The sequence below is a fragment of the Aquabacterium sp. A08 genome (genome assembly GCF_011742065.1).
Genome location: NZ_JAAQQT010000698.1, coordinates 3090 through 19364 on the forward strand (window position 1 = coordinate 3090; position 16275 = coordinate 19364).

Sequence of the window (16275 nt, forward strand, 5' to 3'; positions counted from 1 at the left end):
CAGATGGTGAGCAGGGTGATGACGGCGCCGTTGTGCGGCAGGGCGTCCAACCCGCCGGTGGCGATGGCGGTGACCCGGTGCAGCAGTTCGGGCGAGATGCCGGCGGCCTGCGCCAGCCCGAGGTAGGTGCTGCCCAGGGTCTGCAGGGCGATGCTCATGCCGCCCGAGGCCGACCCGGTGATGCCGGCCAGTGCGTTGACCGCGATGGACAATGAAACCAGCGGGTTGCCGGGCGCCAGGCCGAGCACCGCGTCGCGGATCAGCACAAAACCCGCCAGCGAGGCGATGACCGCGCCGTAGCCGACCTGCGAAGCGGTGTTGAAAATGGGCGCTACCGCGGCGGTGGCACCGGCGTTGAGGGTGTCGCTGACAGCGCCCAGGTGGCGCCAGCCCAGCGCCAGCAACAGGCCGTTGGCGGCCAGCAGCGCGACGATGATGGACCAGACGCCGCGCACCGCCTCCAGCCGGGTCGCGCCGTACAGGGGCTCGGCCAGGTAGGCCACGTCGAGCCGCGGCAGCCACCAGGCCGACAAGGCGTAATTCAAAGCCACCACCAGCACAATCGGGGCCAGGGCCACGCCGTAATGCGCCGTGGCTTGGGGGCTGGCCGACAACTCGGCTAGGTCGTAGCCTTCGCCATGGGCCTGTTCGCGGTGCGCAGGTTTGAAGCGGGCCGGCGCCGGGGCGGCCGCGTCAGACGCCGGGCTGTGGTAACCCTCCCCCGCCGCCTGGGCCCGCGACACGCGCCAACGCAGCCACCAGCCGCCCAGGGCCAGCATCACCAGCGCCCCCAGCACCCCCAGGCCCGGGGCCGCAAACGGGGTGGTGCCAAAGTACGGCATGGGGATCGCGTTCTGGATGGCCGGCGTGCCTGGCAGGGCCGTCATGGTGAAGGTGAAGGCCCCCAGGGCAATGGCCGCCGGCATGAGCCGCTGCGGCACCGCCGCCGCGCGAAACAGTTCGGACGCGATGGGGTACACCGCAAACGCCACCACGAACAACGACACCCCGCCGTAGGTGAGCAGGGCGCAGGCAGCCACCACCGCCAGCACCGCCTGGGAACGGCCCAGGCGCGCCGCAATGGCTGCGGCCAAGGCCTGGGCGGCGCCGGTGGCCTCCATCAACTTGCCGAACACCGCCCCCAACAGGAACAGCGGGAAATACAGCACCACAAAACCACCCAGGGCCTTCATGAACACCTGGGTGTAGCTGGCCAGCAGCGGTGCGTCGGCAAACAGCACGGCCACGGTGGCGGCCAGCGGCGCCAGCAACAGCACGCTGAGGCCCCGGTAGGCCAGGGCCATGAGCAGGCCCAGCGACAACAGGATTCCGGCGATGCCCAGCATCCGCGCGCCCTGTAGGCCTCAGGCCGGGCGGCGTGCGCCGCGCAGCACCAGGGTACAGGCCAGCAGTGCCAGGCCAACAAACACCAGGAAAGACCAGTTGGCGATCGACAGGCCGAGGAAGGTCCAGTCGATCTGGGTGCAGTCGCCGGTGCCGCGGAAGATCATGGGGATGGCGCGCCGCAGCGGAAAGCTTTCGATCATGCCGTACAGGTCGCGGCCGCAGCTGTACACCTCGGGCGGGAACCACTGCAGAAAGCTCTGGCGGGCTGCGGTGAAGGCACCGAAGCCGGCGACCAGCACCACCGCCACGCCACCCCAGCGCTGCACAGCGGCCCCGCCAAACGCGGCCAGGCACGCCGCCAGCCCCCCGACACCGATGAGCGCGTAACGCTGCACGATGCACATGGGGCAAGGGTCCAGCCCCACCGCGTGCTGCAGGTACAGGCCAAAGGCCAGCATCGCGGCGCAGACAGCGGCCACGGCGGCCCAGACGGCGCGGGGCCGGTTCATCAGCGTAGACAACAAGGCGATCGGCACGGTGTTGGGGTCGGTGGGCACGGGCGGTGTGACCGCCGCCGCGCGCCGGGGTTCCTTTTCAGCTCTCGGCAAAGGCGCGTTCGATGACAAAATCGCCCGGCGTGCTGGTGTTGCCTTCGTGGAAGCCGCGTTCCTCGCACAGGGCCTTGAGGTCCTTGAGCATGGCGGGGCTGCCGCAGATCATGACACGGTCGGTCTCGGGGTTCAGGGGGGGCAGACCCAGTTCGCGCGCCATCTGGCCGCTGCGGACCAGGTCGGGGATGCGGCCCTGGCGCTCGAAAGGTTCGCGCGTCACGGTGGGGTAGTACAGCAGCTTGCCGCGCACGATGTCGCCCAGGAATTCGTGCTGGGGCAGTTCCTGGGTGATGTAGTCGCGGTAGGCCAGTTCGTTGACCTGGCGCACGCCGTGCACCAGCACCACCTTTTCGAATTTCTCGTAAGTCTCGGGGTCGCGGATGATGCTCATCCACGGCGCCAGCCCGGTGCCGGTACCGAACAGGTAGAGGTTTTTGGCCGGCAGCAGGTAGTCGATCAGCAGCGTGCCGGTGGGCTTGCGGCCGACGATGAGGGTATCGCCCGGCTGGATGTGCTGGAGCTTGCTGGTCAGCGGGCCGTCGGGCACCTTGATGCTGAGGAACTCCAGGTGCTCTTCGTAGTTGGCACTGGCGATGCTGTAAGCGCGCAGCAGCGGCTTGCCGTTGTCTTGGCGCAGCCCGATCATGGTGAAGTGACCGTTGGAAAAACGCAGGGCCTGGTCGCGGGTGGTGGTGAAGCTGAACAGGCGGTCGGTCCAGTGGTGCACGGTCAGTACACGCTCTTCGAGGAATGCGCTCATGGTGGCTGGGGGCGGCACGCGCCGGGCCGCAGGCCTGACACGCACCCGCCGGGGCAGAGTGGGTTGGGAAAAATGGAGCACGGCGCAACGCCGCATTCGAACAGTTTACCGGCACGCCAACCTGGAAACTTGAGCTGGCGCAACCCCGCGGTGTGGCGGGGTGCCGAAAGCTTGATACAGTTCCGCGTGTGGCTGGCCAGCCTGTATGGCAGGTATTCTGCCCGGCGTTTCTGAAAACCAGAAACAATAAGATTTCATTTGCTCATAACCCCCGAATAGTAAAAGGACACCCCCATGGCCCGTATGGTTCAATGCATCAAGCTCGGCACCGAAGCGGAAGGACTGGACTTCCCGCCCTACCCCGGTGAGCTGGGCAAGCGCATTTACACCAGCGTGAGCAAGCAGGCCTGGGCCGACTGGCTCAAGCACCAGACCATGCTGGTCAATGAAAACCGCCTGAACCTGGCCGACGCGCGGGCCCGCCAATACCTGGCGCGGCAGATGGAAAAGCACTTTTTTGGCGAAGGCGCCGACCAGGCCGCCGGTTTCGTGCCGCCCAGCGCCTGACGGCGTCCATGGTCGCGGTGCCCCACCCCACGGCCACGCCCCTGTCCGGCCCGGACTGGGGCGTTTTTTCTGCGCCGGCAGCGGGGGCGGCACACACCCACCTGCTGGACACCGACTGGGGCGATGGCCTGCGCTTTCTGAAGGCCTGGCACGCCTGGCGCCGCCAGGCCAGCCGGTCGGGGCGGTGGTGCTACACCGCCGTGCTGCCAGGCGCCGTGCCGCCAGCACCCGTGGCCGTGGCCCGCCTGCCCGAGGACTTGGGCCCACTGGCGCAGCAACTGGCCGAGCGATGGCGGGGCCTGCTGCCCGGCGTGCACCGCCTGGCGTTGGACGGGGACCGCGTCCAGCTCACCCTGCACCTGGGCCCGCTGAAGGACGCCCTGGCGGGCTTGGACACCGCGCTGGACGGCGTCTGGCTGCAAAGCGTGTCCACCGAAGACTGCAGCCCAGTGGCTCGGGTGCTCGCCCGGCTGTGCCTCCCGGGCGCCCGCCTCTGGACGCACGAGGCCCCCGACGCCATGCCCCTGGCCTTGCTCGCCCAGGGTTTTGAGCCCGAAGCCACCCGCGCCGCAGCGCCCAACACCACCACCTACGTCCACCGGCCGCGCTGGGCCGGGCAACGCCACCTGCGCCAGCCCTCAGTGACGCCTCCGACACAGGCCATCGTCGTGGGCGCCGGGCTGGCTGGGGCCGGCGTGGCCCACGCGCTGGCACAACGGGGTTGGCAGGTGACGGTGCTGGACCGCGCCCACACGCCGGCCTGCGGTGCCTCGGGCCTGCCGGTCGGGTTGGTGGCCCCGCATGTGTCGCCAGACAACGCGGCCCTGTCGCGGCTGAGCCGCCAAGGCGTGCGCAGCACCTTGGCCCGTGCCCAGGCGCTGTTGCACGAGGGCCAGGACTGGGCCCGGAGCGGTGTGCTGGAACACCGGGTGGAAGGCAAACGCGCCCTGCCGCCACCGGAACGCTGGCCGCCCCCCTGGGGCGCCCACTGGAGCCGCGACGCCACCCCCGCCGAGTGCGCGGCCGCCGAGCTGCCCGAGCAGGCCGCGGCCCTGTGGCACGCATGGGCCGGCTGGATTCGGCCAGCGGCCCTGGTCCAGGCCCAGTTGGCGCACCCCGGCATCGCCTGGCAGGGCGGTGGCGAAGTGGCCGAACTGCGGCGGCAAGGCCCCCACTGGCAGGCCCTGGACGCACAAGGCCGCGCGCTGGCCGAAGCCCCTTGCCTGGTGCTGGCCAGCGCCTACGACACCGGCCGGCTGCTGGCGCGGCTGCCCAACCCCCCGGTGTTGCCGGTGCACGCCCTGCGCGGTCAAGTCACCTGGGGCCGGCTGGCCGACCTGCCCGTGGACGCCCGCGACCGCCTGCCGCCCCAACCGGTCAACGGCCACGGCAGTTGGGTGCATGGCATGCCGGGCCCCGGCGGGGAGCCCATCTGGCTGGTGGGCTCGACCTTCGATCGCGGCGCCACCGCCAGCATCGTCAAGGCCGAAGACCAGGCCGCCAACCGACAGCGGCTGGCCACCCTGCTGCCGAGCCTGGCGCAGGCCATGCCCGACGCATTTGCCCAGGCGCAAGGCTGGGCCGGTGTGCGTTGCACCCTGCCCGACCGCCTGCCCGCGGTCGGACCCATCGACCCACAGGCATTGCCCGGTCTGCACGTGTGCACCGGGCTGGGCGCGCGGGGGCTGACCCTGTCGGTGCTGTGCGGCGAGGTGCTGGCGGCGCGTCTGCACGGCGAACCGTGGCCGGTGGAACGCAAGCTGGCCCAGGCGCTGATGGCAGAACGCTTCCAGCGGGTGCGCTGAGGCGCCCGTTCAGTCGCCGTAACGCACCATCACGTACTGGCCCGGGGCCGGGCCCAGCCGGGCATGCGGCGGCGGGTGGCGTGCCGGCACGCGCTGGCCGCTGCCTTGCGCGACCAGCCATTCGCTCCAGGCCGGCCACCAACTGCCGTCGTGCACCGGGGCGGCCGCCAGCCACTCGTCGGGCGTGCGCCAGGGCATGTCGGTGGCGGTGGTCAATTGCTGGTGGTGGCGCCCCGGGTGCCCGGGCTCGGACACGATGCCGGCGTTGTGCCCACCGCTGGTGAGCACAAAGGTGACCTCGGCCGACACCAGCCGGTGGATTTTGTAGACCGAGCGCCACGGCGCCACATGGTCCTTGACCGTGCCCACCGCGAACACCGGGCAGCGGATGTCGCGCAAGGCGATCGGCTGGCCAGCGAACACGAAGCGGCCCTCGGCCAGGTCGTTGTTGAGGAAGCAGGTGCGCAGGTACTGGCTGTGCATCACCGCCGGCAGGCGGGTCACGTCGGCGTTCCAGCGCATCAGGTCGTTGGGCACCTCTTCTTCGCCCAGCAGCCAGCGGCGGGTACGGCTGGACCACACCAGCTCGCGCGCGTGCAAAAACTGAAACGACGCGGCCATCTGGCGCCCGGTCAGGAAGCCCTTGTCGGCCATCATGTCCTCCAGCAGCCGCACCTGGGCTTCGTCGATCAGAATGCCCATTTCGCCGGGTTCGGAAAAATCGGTTTCGGCCGCCAGCAGGCTCAGGCTGGCCAGCGGCGGCGACTCGGCTGCGTCCGCCGACGCGTCGTGCCGCCCCGCGGCGTCGGCCCCGCCCAGGGCCGCGGCCGCGATGGCGGCGAAGGTGCCGCCCAGGCAATACCCCATCAGGTGCACCGGCGCGCGGCTGGCCTGGTGCACGTGGGCCAGGGCCGCCAACACGCCTTCCTGCACGTAGTCGTCCAGGGTGAGCAGGGCGTCGTCGGCGTCTGGGTTGCGCCACGACACGATGTACACCGTGTGCCCCTGTCCCACCAACCAGCGCACCAAGGAATTGTCCGGCGACAGGTCCAGGATGTAGTACTTCATGATGCACGACGGGATGATCAACACCGGCTCGGCGTGCACCCGCGGGGTGGTGGGCCGGTACTGGATCAGCTCGACCAGGTGGTTGCGCAGCACCACCTCGCCTGGGGTGACGGCCACCCCGCGCCCCGGGGCCAGGGCTTCGCCATCATCGGTCGGGGTCGGCGTGGCGGGCGGCTGCAGGTCGCGCCAGGCGAAGCCCAGGCCCTGCACCAGGGTCTGGCCGCCCGAACGCCAGGCGGCGTCCAGCGCCTGCGGGTTGGTCCACAGGCAGTTGCCCGGCGAGCACAGGTCCAGCACCTGGCGGCCGTAAAAACGCATCTGCTCGCGGCTGTGGGGCTGCATGCCGCGCAAGCCGCTGGCGTCCTGCCACCAGGCTTCCCAGGCCTTGTTGGCCGTGGCCAGCGCGCGCCAGGGCCACTGTTGCCACAGGGGCGAGGCAAAGCGCACATCGTCCGCCAGGGGAGCGGGGTGCGCGGTGGACGGGGCCGCGCCGCATGATGCCGCCATGCCGGCCCCGGCCTGCTCCCAGGCGGCCTGGGTGGTGTCGCGGGCCCAGTCCAGCCCCTGGTCCACCGCCCGGCGCCACAACCGCGCCTGCGAACCCGGCGAATGGGCCAGGTGCAAGGCCCAGTCGGTCCAGGCCAGCGCGAGCGAGATGGGCGAGATGCCCGACGACCAGTGCGCCATCTGGGCGAAGGCCTGGCGGTCCAGGGCGTCGGCGTGGGACGGGTCCGGCGGCGCGGGCTGGCGCCGGTTGGCCGACCCGGCGGGCGCGTCGGGGCGAGGGCTGAGGCGGGCTTGGTAGGCGATCAGGGGCGTCATGCCGACAACTTAGCAGATTTTGCGGTCACCCCGAAGCCCAGCCGCAACGGTCGGGAAGGCCCGGCATACCGCACCTTGCAAATATTCCACGGGTGCATATGAAAACAATAAATAAATAGTTTGGGTTTATTAGATTGCCCTCTACAGTCCCGGCCCATGTACCAATACACCGACTTTGACCGCCAGTTCGTGCGCCAGCGCGCCGCCCAGTTCCGCGACCAGTTGGAACGCTTCCAGGCCGGTACCCTGGGCGGCGACGAGTTCAAGCCGCTGCGCCTGCAGAACGGCTGGTACATCCAGCGCCACGCCCCCATGCTGCGCGTGGCCGTGCCCTACGGCGAACTCTCCAGCCGCCAGGTGCGCGTGCTGGCCCGCATTGCCCGCGAACACGACCAGCCCAGCCACGAGGTGTTCCAGGGTGCCGTGGCGGCACAAAACCAACTGGGCAGCATCCATCTGCGCGACGGTAAGGCCATTGCCAGCCGCCTGCCCACGGGCTACGCCCACTTCACCACCCGCCAGAACGTCCAATACAACTGGATTCCGCTGCACCAGGCCGCCGACGTGATGGACCTGCTGGCCAGCGTGGACATGCACGGCATCCAGACCAGCGGCAACTGCATCCGCAACATCACCACCGACGAACTGGCCGGCATTGCGGTGGACGAGGTGGCCGACCCGCGCCCCTTCGCCGAAATCCTGCGGCAGTGGAGCACCCTGCACCCCGAGTTCGCCTTCCTGCCGCGCAAGTTCAAGATCGCCATCACCGGCGCACGCGAAGACCGCGCCGCCACCCACTGGCACGACGTGGGCCTGCAGATGGTGCGCAACGAAGCGGGCCAGCTCGGCTTCAAGGTGTTGGCCGGTGGCGGCATGGGCCGCACCCCCACCATCGCCACGGTGATGCGCGCCTTTCTGCCCTGCGACCAGATCCTCAACTACCTGGAAGCCCTGGTGCGCGTCTACAACGCCTGGGGCCGCCGCGACAACATCTACAAGGCCCGCATCAAGATTCTGGTGAAGGCCGAAGGCCAGCGCTACATCGACGAAGTGGAGGCCGAGTACCGCCGCATCGTGGAGCAGGACGGCGCGCCGCACACCATCACCGCCGCCGAGCTGGAGCGCGTGAGCCGCTGCTTCACCCCGCCGCCGGCCGGTGCCTCGGCCCATTGCACCGACGAGAAAGTCGCCCGCATCCTGCGCGCGGCGGCCGAGGACGACGTGGAATTCAGCCGCTGGATTCAGCAGAACGTGCAACCACACAAGAACCCCGACCTGCGCGCGGTGACGCTGTCGTTCAAGCGCCTGGGCCAGGCGCCCGGCGACGCCACGGCCGACCAGTTGGACGCCGTGGCCGAACTGGCCGACCAGTACAGCGCGGGCGAGGTGCGCGTGACACACGACCAGAACCTGGTGCTGCCCTGGGTGCGCTGCGACGCCCTGCCCGACCTGTGGCGCGACGCTCGCCGACTCGGCCTGGCGCGACCCAACATCCGCCTGCTGACCGACATGATCGCCTGCCCCGGCGGCGACTTCTGCGACCTGGCCAACGCCCGCTCGCTCACCGTGGCCGAAGCCATCACCGCGCGCTACCAGGACCTGGACGAGCTGCACGACCTGGGCGAGATCGACCTGCACATCAGCGGCTGCATCAACAGCTGCGGCCACCACCACAGCGGGCACATCGGCATTCTGGGCGTGGACAAAGACGGCCAGGAGTGGTACCAGCTCACCCTGGCCGGCTCCGACGGTTCGGTCCTGAGCGGCGCGCCCGTGGCCGGCAAGGTCGTGGGGCCGTCGTTTGCGGCCAACGAAATCACCGAAGCGGTGGAGGCCGTGATCAACACCTACCGCGAGTTGCGTCAGGAGCACGAACGCTTCATCGACACGCTCAAGCGCGTGGGCCACGACCCGTTCAAGGCCGCCGCCAACGCGGTGCGCGTGACCACCGCCCGCACCCCGGTGCGCGAAGAGGCCGTGGGCGCCTGAGCGCCGTGCCTGCCGCCCCCGCCCCATCGCCCCCTTTGGTAAGCCCATGAAATTGTTGACCCCCTCGCAAACCACCCCCAGCACCGAAGGCGTGCTGGCCGTGGACAACGCCGCCGACGTGCGGGCCCTGTCGCTCGCCGGTGTGCAGCGCATCGACCTGCACTTCCCCAAATTCGCCGATGGCCGCGCCTTCAGCCAGGCCGTGCTGCTGCGCCGCCGCCTGGGCTTTACCGGTGACATTCGCGCCACCGGCGACGTGCTGATCGACCAACTGGTGCAGATGCAGCGCTGCGGCTTCAGCGAAGCGGTGCTGCGCGACGACCAGGACCTGGCCCACGGCGAAGCGTTGCTGCGCCACTTCAGCGGCTTCTACCAGGGCGACCTGCAGCAGCCGCGCCCGCTGTTCGCCCGCGTGGCCTGAGCACCGCTGTTTCAGGAAACCCCATGAGCGACACCACCGCCCCCCTGACCGCCACTTCCGAGCCGGCGGCGGCTTCTGCCTTCACACCCCAGGCGCTGCCGGCCACCCAGCTGCACGCCAAGCCGTCTGCCACCTTCGACGCCAAGCTGGCCGAAACCGAAGCCTTGCTGCGCCGCGCCGCGGCCGACTTCCAACCCTTGACTCAGGCCTCCAGCCTGGGCGCGGAAGATGTCGTCATCACCCACCTGATCAACGCGCTGGCGCTGGACATTCCCGTGTTCGTGCTGGAAACCGGCGCGCTGCATCCCGAAACCCTGGCCCTGCTGGAACGCACCGCGCAAACGTCCCGCGCGCCCGTCAAGGTCTATCGCCCGGAGCCAGAGGCGGTGGTGCAGTTCGTTTCCCGCGAAGGTGCCGACGCCATGTACCGCAGCATCGCCCTGCGCAAGGCCTGCTGCGGCATCCGCAAGATGGAGCCGCTGGGCCGCGCCCTGCAGGGCCAGAAGGCCTGGATCACCGGCCTGCGCCGCGAACAGTCCAACGCCCGCGCCGAGGTGCCGCTGATCGACACGGCCGAAGTGGCCTCCAAAGGCCTGACCAAGTTCAACCCGCTGGCCGACTGGACCTGGGGCGACGTGTGGCACTACATCGCCACGCGCGGCGTGGACTACAACCCGTTGCACGACCAGTTCTTCCCCAGCATCGGCTGCGCTCCCTGCACCCGCGCCATCAGTCTGGGCGAGGACTTCCGCGCTGGCCGCTGGTGGTGGGAAAGCGAGGCGGCAAAGGAATGTGGCTTGCATGTCAAGCCACAGGCCTGAGGCGCGCAAGCGCCTCGGTTTGCGCCAAGCACAAACCCCGCCCGAAGCTTCAGCGAAGGTCCGAAGGACCGCAGCCAAGACAGGAATCACATGAACGCCCGCATCGACCCCGAACTGCTCAACGAAGACAAGAACATGCGCCACCACCTCGCGAATGCACACCTCGACGCCCTGGAAGAAGAAACCATCTTCATCCTGCGTGAGGTGGCCGCCGCCTTCGAGCGCCCCGCACTGCTGTTCTCTGGCGGCAAGGACTCGCTGGTCATGCTCAAGTGCGCCGAAAAGGCCTTTGGCGTGGGCCGCATTCCCTACCCGCTGCTGATGATCGACACCGGTCACAACTTCCCTGAAGTGACCGACTTTCGCGACTTCCGTGCCCAGGAACTGGGTGCCGAGCTGATCGTGCGCAGCGTGGAGGACTCCATGGCGCGCGGCACCGTGCGCCTGAGCCACCCCGGCGAAAGCCGCAACGCGCACCAGTCCGTCACGCTGCTCGAAGCGATCGAGGAATTCCGCTTCGATGCGCTGATGGGCGGCGCCCGCCGCGACGAGGAAAAGGCCCGCGCCAAGGAGCGCATCTTCTCCCACCGCGACAGCTTCGGCCAGTGGCAGCCCAAGGCCCAGCGCCCCGAGCTGTGGACCCTCTTCAACACCCGCCTGCAACCGGGCGAGCACTTCCGCGTCTTCCCCATCAGCAACTGGACCGAGATGGACGTGTGGCAGTACATCGAGCGCGAACAGATAGCCCTGCCCAGCCTGTACTACACCCACCAACGTGAGGTGGTGGAACGCAAGGGCCTGCTGGTGCCGGTGACCGAACTGACCTCGCCGAAGGACGGCGAAGAAGTGGTGGTGCGCGACGTGCGCTTCCGCACCGTGGGCGACATCACCTGCACCTGCCCCGTGGCCAGCACCGCCGCCACCCCGGGCGAGATCGTGATCGAAACCCTGGCCGCCGACCTGAGCGAGCGCGGCGCCACCCGCATGGACGACAAGACCAGCGACGCCTCAATGGAAAAGCGCAAGCGCGAAGGCTATTTCTGACCCCACCGACCGACTGAAAGCAAGAACATGGACGCATTGAAATTCATCACCTGCGGCTCGGTGGACGACGGCAAAAGCACGCTGATCGGCCGCCTGCTGGTAGACAGCAAAGCCGTGCTGCAAGACCACCTGGCTGGCGTGCAACGCGGCGGCGAAACCGACCTGGCCCTGCTGACCGACGGCCTGAGCGCCGAGCGCGAGCAAGGCATCACCATCGACGTGGCCTACCGCTACTTCAGCACCGAAGACCGCAAGTTCATCATCGGCGATGCGCCCGGCCACGAGCAGTACACCCGCAACATGGTGACGGCCGCCTCCAGCGCCGACGCCGCCGTGGTGCTGGTCGATGCCACCAAGCTGGACTGGGCCGACCCGGCCCTGAAACTGCTGCCGCAAACCCGCCGCCACTCGCTGCTGTGCCAGTTGTTGCGCGTGCCCAGCATCGTGTTCGCGGTCAACAAACTCGACGCGGTGGACGACGCCACCGTGGCCTACCGCCACATCAGCGCGGCTTTGAACGCCTTCGCCGCCGAGGCCGGCATTCCCGTGACGGCCACCGTGCCCGTGTCCGCGCTCAAAGGCTGGAACGTGGTGGACTTCACCAACCCCGGCTGGTGCGGCTACCAAGGCCCCACCCTGCTGCAATTGCTGGAAAAGCTGCCCAACACCCCCCAAGACACCACCGCCCCCGTGGCCTTCCCGGTGCAGTGGGTGGAAAAGCAGCACGACAGCAATGTCACGCACCAGGGCCGTCGCATTTTCTGGGGCCGCGTCGCCGCCGGTACTTTCACGCCCGGCACCGAAGTGCAGGTTTTCCCCAGCGGCCAGAAAGCCGTGGTGGCCCAGGTGTTGAGCGCCACCCGCCAGCCCCAGGCCACCGCAGCCGGCCACAGCGCCGGCCTGGTGCTGGACCGCGAAGTGGACGTGTCCCGTGGCGACTGGATTCTGGCCGCGCCGGTGGCCGCCGCCGTCGCGGACGACGATTTCGACACCCCGGCCACCGTCCGTCCCTACCCGGGCAGCAAGGAACTGTCGGCCACCGTCGCCTGGATGGACGACGAACCCCTGGTCGCCGGCCGCGTCTACTGGGCGCTGCACGGCCACCGCTGGGTCAAGGCCAAGGTGCGCCGTGTGGTCCACAAGCTCGACATCCACACCCTGGCCGAACAAGCGGCTGACCATTTGGACCCCAACGCCATCGGCCACGTGGAACTGCTGCTGCAGGAAGCGGTGCCGGCCGTGCCTTTCCAGCGCTCGCGCGCCCTGGGGGCGTTGATTCTGGTGGACACCGCCAGCCACAAAACCTCGGGCGCCGTGCTGGTGAACTGAGGCCGCGCCAGGCCGCGCTGCGCCTTGCCCATAAAATCTGGGCTTCGAGCCCAACCGGCCGCTCCGCAGGGACCGTTGCATGCAACGCCTGTCGAGTCGGTCGGCTTTTGCATTGACACACAGGCTGCGCCCCGCAGCACCCCACCATGACCCACGTTGTTACCGAAGCCTGCATCGCCTGCAAATACACCGACTGTGTGGACGTTTGCCCGGTGGACTGCTTCCGCGAAGGCCCCAACTTCCTCACCATCGACCCCGACGAGTGCATCGACTGCGCCGTCTGCATCCCCGAGTGCCCGGTGAGCGCCATCTACGCCGAGGAAGACGTGCCCAAAGACCAGCAGCACATGATCAAGATCAACGCCGAACTGGCCCTGCTGCCGAACTGGAAAAGCATCACCAAGCGCAAGGCGCCGCTGCCCGACGCCGAGCAGCACAAGGACCAGCCCGGCAAGCTGGCCCTGTTGCAACGCTGACCCCCGCCACCGCGCCGCGCATGGACGCACCGGTCATCCAGACCCAAGCCGTCGTTGTGGGCGCCGGCCCGGTCGGCCTGTTCCAGGCCTTCCAGTTGGGCCTGCAGGAGGTGGACACCCATCTGGTGGACGCCCTGCCGCACGCCGGTGGCCAGTGCGCCGAGTTGTACCCGGACAAGCCCATCTACGACATCCCGGGCCTGCCGGTGTGCACCGGCCAGGAATTGACCGAGCGGTTGCTGGCACAAATCGCCCCATTTCGCCAGCCCCTGCACCTGGGCCAGCAGGTGCTCAGCCTCGGCCGCCTGCCGGACGGACGCTTTGCGTTGCGCACCAGCGCCGGAACGGCGTTCGTGACCCAGACCGTGTTCATCGCCGCGGGCGTGGGCGCGTTTGTGCCGCGCAAACCCCCGCTGCCGGGGCTGGAGGCCCTGGAAGGCCGCCAGGTGCATTACCACGGGCCCGGCGCGGCCGCCCTGACCGGTCAGCACGTGGTGGTGATGGGCGGCGAAGACGCGGCCCTGCAGACGCTGCTGGATCTGCTGTCGGCCGGCACCTGCGCCAGCCTGACGCTGCTGCACCGCACCGACAAGTTCAAGGCCGACCCCGCGCTGGACGCGGCCGTGCGCACCGCCCTGGCCACTGGCCAGGTGCGGCTGGTGCCAGGTCAGCCGGTGGGGCTGGAGCTGACCCAAGACGGCCGGCTGGCGGCGCTGCAGGTGGCCACGCTCGCCGACACCACCGACCACCTGCCCCTGGACGCGCTGCTGCCGCGCCTGGGCCTGTCGCCCAAGTTGGGCCCCCTGGCCGATTGGGGATTGGCCCTGGAGCGCAAACTGCTGCCGGTGGCCACCGACACCTTCAGCACGGCCGAAACCGGGGTGTTCGCGGTGGGCGACATCAACACCTACCCGGGCAAACGCAAGCTCATCCTGTGCGGCTTCCACGAAGCCACGCTGGCGGCGTTCGCGGCGGCGGCCATCGTTCACCCTGAGCGCCGGGTGCTGCTGCAGTACACCACCACCAGCCCGCGCCTGCACGAACTGCTGGGCGTGGCCGGTGCGGTCCCGGGCTGAAGGCTTCAGCCCAGCCGGTGCATGGGCACGGGCGCAAACCCGTGGTTCAGGGGGCCGTGGCCTTGACCGGTGCGCACCCCGGCACCGGCCTCGATGGCCGCGCGGATGTAACCGTGTGCGGCCTGCACCGCCTCCTCCAATGGGTGGCCCAACGCCAGTTGCGCAGCAATCGCCGACGACAGGGTGCAACCGGTGCCGTGCACGTTGCGGCTGGCGATGCGCGGCCCCACCAGCCGCTGCCAGTAGGTGGCCGGCTCGTCGGCCAGGGCCAGCACGTCGGTCAGCAGGTCGCCGCCCAGGTGGCCCCCCTTGAGCAGCACGGCGCGCGCACCCAGGGCCAGCAGGTCGGCACCGGCGGCGTCGAGGTCGTCCTCGGTGTGCACCGGGCGGCCCAGCAGCAGGCCGGCTTCGTCCAGGTTGGGGGTCACCACCGTGGCGCGCGGGAACAGCTCCGCCACCAGCACCCCCACCGTCTCGCGCTCGATCAGGGCGTCGCCACTGGTCGCCACCATCACCGGGTCCAGCACCACTTGGCGCAGGCCGTAGGTGTCGATGGCCCAGGCCACCACCTCCACCACCTCTGGCGCGTGCAGCATGCCGACCTTGACCGCGTCCACCCCGATGTCGTCCAGCACCGCCGCCAGCTGCGCGCGCAAAAACGCCGGCGGCACGCCATGAATGGCGCTCACGCCGAGGGTGTTCTGCGCCGTCAGGGCGGTGATGGCCGTCATGCCGTAACAGCCCAGGGCGCTGAAGGTCTTCAGGTCGGCCTGGATGCCGGCGCCACCGCCAGAATCGCTGCCGGCAATGGTCAAGACGCGGGGGTAGTGGGGCAAGGGCGGGCTCATGGGCGGATTATCCTGCAGCGCCCCCGGCCAGTGGCCCCGCTTGTGATGTAATTTCGGGGCTCAACCTCGCATGACCAAGACACCTTCCCCTCTTTTCGAACGCGAGCCGGTGCTGATCCTCGGCGCCGGCCTGATGGGCCGCTTGCTGGGCGTCAGCCTGGCCCGGGCCGGCCACCCGGTGCGCCTGGTGGACGCCGGCGACCCCCACGGCAGCGGCGGCGCCGCCCGGGTGGCCGCCGCCATGCTGGCGCCCCTGGCCGAATCGGCCGTGACCGAGCCCAGCGTGGTGGCCATGGGCCAGTACGCCCTGACGCGCTGGCCCGAACTGCTGGCCCACCTGACCCAGCCGGTGTACTTCCAGCAGGCCGGCACGCTCATTCTGTGGCACCGGCAAGACGCGGGCGAGGCCGTGCGCTTTCGCCAGCAACTGGCCGCCACCACCCAGGTGCTGCCCAGCCTGCCCACGCCCGAGGTGCTGGACGGCCCGCGGCTGACGGGCCTGGAGCCGGCGCTGGCCCAGCGTTTTCACAACGGCCTGTACCTGCCAGGCGAAGGCCAGTTGGACAACCGGCAACTGCTGCCCGCCCTCAGCGCCACGCTGGACGCCCTGGGCGTGCCCACCGACTGGCACAGCGCCTGGACGCTGGAACAGGCCCAGGCCCACCAGCGCCGCCACGGCGGTTGGGTGCTGGACTGCCGCGGCCTGGGCGCCCACGGCGACTGGCCCCGCCCCCGCGGCCTGCGCGGGGTGCGCGGCGAGGTGGTGCGCCTGCACGCCCCCGACGTGACCCTGCAACGCCCCACCCGGCTGTTGCACCCGCGCTACCCGATCTACATCGCGCCCAAGCCCGACCACGTGTTCGTCATCGGCGCCACCGAGATCGAGACCGACGACCTCTCCCCCGCCAGTGTGCGCTCCACCCTGGAACTGTTGAGCGCGGCTTACGCGGTGCACCCCGGCTTTGGCGAGGCGCGCATCCTGGAACTCAACAGCCAGTGCCGCCCCACCCTGCCCGACAACCTGCCCGCCGTGCGCGCCTGTGCGCCACGGGTGTTGCAGGTCAACGGCCTGTACCGCCACGGCTACCTGATCGCCCCGGCCGTCCACGACGCGGTGCTGGAACACCTGCAGCAGGGCACCCAGGCGCTGGCCCAGCGGCTCGGGCTGCATTTTGACGACCAGGCGGCCCCCGCCGCCCTGGCCCACTGAACCCCGCCGGCATGCAAGTCCTGATCAACCAACGCCCCCAGCCGCTGCCCGACGGCGCGACCCTGGCCGACGCCGTGGCCG

The 16275-nt window shown here is 69.7% G+C and carries 15 protein-coding genes; 10 read left to right on the forward strand and 5 right to left on the reverse strand.

The annotated features are described in order from the left end of the window. The 3 genes from HA630_RS20695 to HA630_RS20705 all read right to left on the reverse strand — a co-directional run. A partial coding sequence (locus HA630_RS20695; protein ID WP_166837379.1) for a GntP family permease occupies positions 1-1346 on the reverse strand: 1346 nt, incomplete at its 3' end. An 18-nt stretch (positions 1347-1364) separates the two neighbouring features. Then, on the reverse strand, positions 1365-1856 hold the full coding sequence (locus tag HA630_RS20700; protein ID WP_371809314.1) for a disulfide bond formation protein B: 492 nt from the start codon (positions 1854-1856) through the stop codon (positions 1365-1367). A gap of 85 nt (positions 1857-1941) precedes the next feature. Further along, a complete protein-coding gene (locus HA630_RS20705) occupies positions 1942-2718 on the reverse strand; it encodes a ferredoxin--NADP reductase (RefSeq protein ID WP_166837381.1) in 777 nt (258 codons plus the stop codon). Between the two features lie 294 nt (positions 2719-3012). On the opposite strand from HA630_RS20705, the gene HA630_RS20710 reads away from it, so the two are divergent. Both HA630_RS20710 and mnmC read left to right on the forward strand, forming a co-directional pair. After that, a complete protein-coding gene (locus tag HA630_RS20710) occupies positions 3013-3285 on the forward strand; it encodes an oxidative damage protection protein (RefSeq protein WP_166837383.1) in 273 nt (90 codons plus the stop codon). Between the two features lie 8 nt (positions 3286-3293). Next, positions 3294-5090, forward strand: coding sequence for an FAD-dependent 5-carboxymethylaminomethyl-2-thiouridine(34) oxidoreductase MnmC (mnmC, locus tag HA630_RS20715; RefSeq protein WP_166837385.1), 1797 nt, complete (start codon positions 3294-3296; stop codon positions 5088-5090). Positions 5091-5099: 9 nt separating this feature from the next. On the opposite strand, the gene HA630_RS20720 is transcribed toward mnmC, so the two are convergent. Then, a complete protein-coding gene (locus HA630_RS20720; protein ID WP_166837387.1) occupies positions 5100-6980 on the reverse strand; it encodes an alpha/beta hydrolase in 1881 nt (626 codons plus the stop codon). 156 nt (positions 6981-7136) lie between these two features. On the opposite strand from HA630_RS20720, the gene HA630_RS20725 reads away from it, so the two are divergent. The 7 genes from HA630_RS20725 (at position 7137) to HA630_RS20755 (ending at position 14136) form a co-directional block, all read left to right on the forward strand. Next, positions 7137-8969 carry a nitrite/sulfite reductase gene (locus HA630_RS20725; RefSeq protein ID WP_166837389.1) on the forward strand — a complete coding sequence of 611 codons (1833 nt, stop codon included), beginning with the start codon at positions 7137-7139 and terminating at the stop codon, positions 8967-8969. A 46-nt stretch (positions 8970-9015) separates the two neighbouring features. Next, entirely contained in the window at positions 9016-9390 is a 375-nt protein-coding gene (locus tag HA630_RS20730; RefSeq protein ID WP_166837391.1) for a DUF934 domain-containing protein, read from the forward strand. Positions 9391-9413: 23 nt separating this feature from the next. Further along, entirely contained in the window at positions 9414-10211 is a 798-nt protein-coding gene (locus HA630_RS20735) for a phosphoadenylyl-sulfate reductase (RefSeq protein WP_166837393.1), read from the forward strand. 90 nt (positions 10212-10301) lie between these two features. After that, a complete protein-coding gene (gene cysD, locus HA630_RS20740; RefSeq protein WP_166837395.1) occupies positions 10302-11255 on the forward strand; it encodes a sulfate adenylyltransferase subunit CysD in 954 nt (317 codons plus the stop codon). A gap of 27 nt (positions 11256-11282) precedes the next feature. Then, entirely contained in the window at positions 11283-12584 is a 1302-nt protein-coding gene (locus HA630_RS20745) for a sulfate adenylyltransferase subunit 1 (RefSeq protein ID WP_166837397.1), read from the forward strand. A 146-nt stretch (positions 12585-12730) separates the two neighbouring features. Then, entirely contained in the window at positions 12731-13060 is a 330-nt protein-coding gene (gene fdxA, locus HA630_RS20750; RefSeq protein ID WP_166837399.1) for a ferredoxin FdxA, read from the forward strand. 20 nt (positions 13061-13080) lie between these two features. After that, a complete protein-coding gene (locus HA630_RS20755; protein WP_166837401.1) occupies positions 13081-14136 on the forward strand; it encodes an NAD(P)/FAD-dependent oxidoreductase in 1056 nt (351 codons plus the stop codon). Positions 14137-14141: 5 nt separating this feature from the next. Here HA630_RS20755 and thiD read toward each other — a convergent pair whose 3' ends face one another. Continuing rightward, positions 14142-14984 (reverse strand): bifunctional hydroxymethylpyrimidine kinase/phosphomethylpyrimidine kinase, encoded by an 843-nt coding sequence (gene thiD, locus HA630_RS20760; protein ID WP_166837403.1) that lies wholly within the window; start codon positions 14982-14984, stop codon positions 14142-14144. A gap of 70 nt (positions 14985-15054) precedes the next feature. Here thiD and HA630_RS20765 point away from each other — a divergent pair, with 70 nt between their 5' ends. Next, complete coding sequence (locus tag HA630_RS20765) at positions 15055-16194, forward strand: FAD-dependent oxidoreductase (protein ID WP_166837405.1); 1140 nt, start codon at positions 15055-15057, stop codon at positions 16192-16194. Positions 16195-16275: the final 81 nt, after the last annotated feature.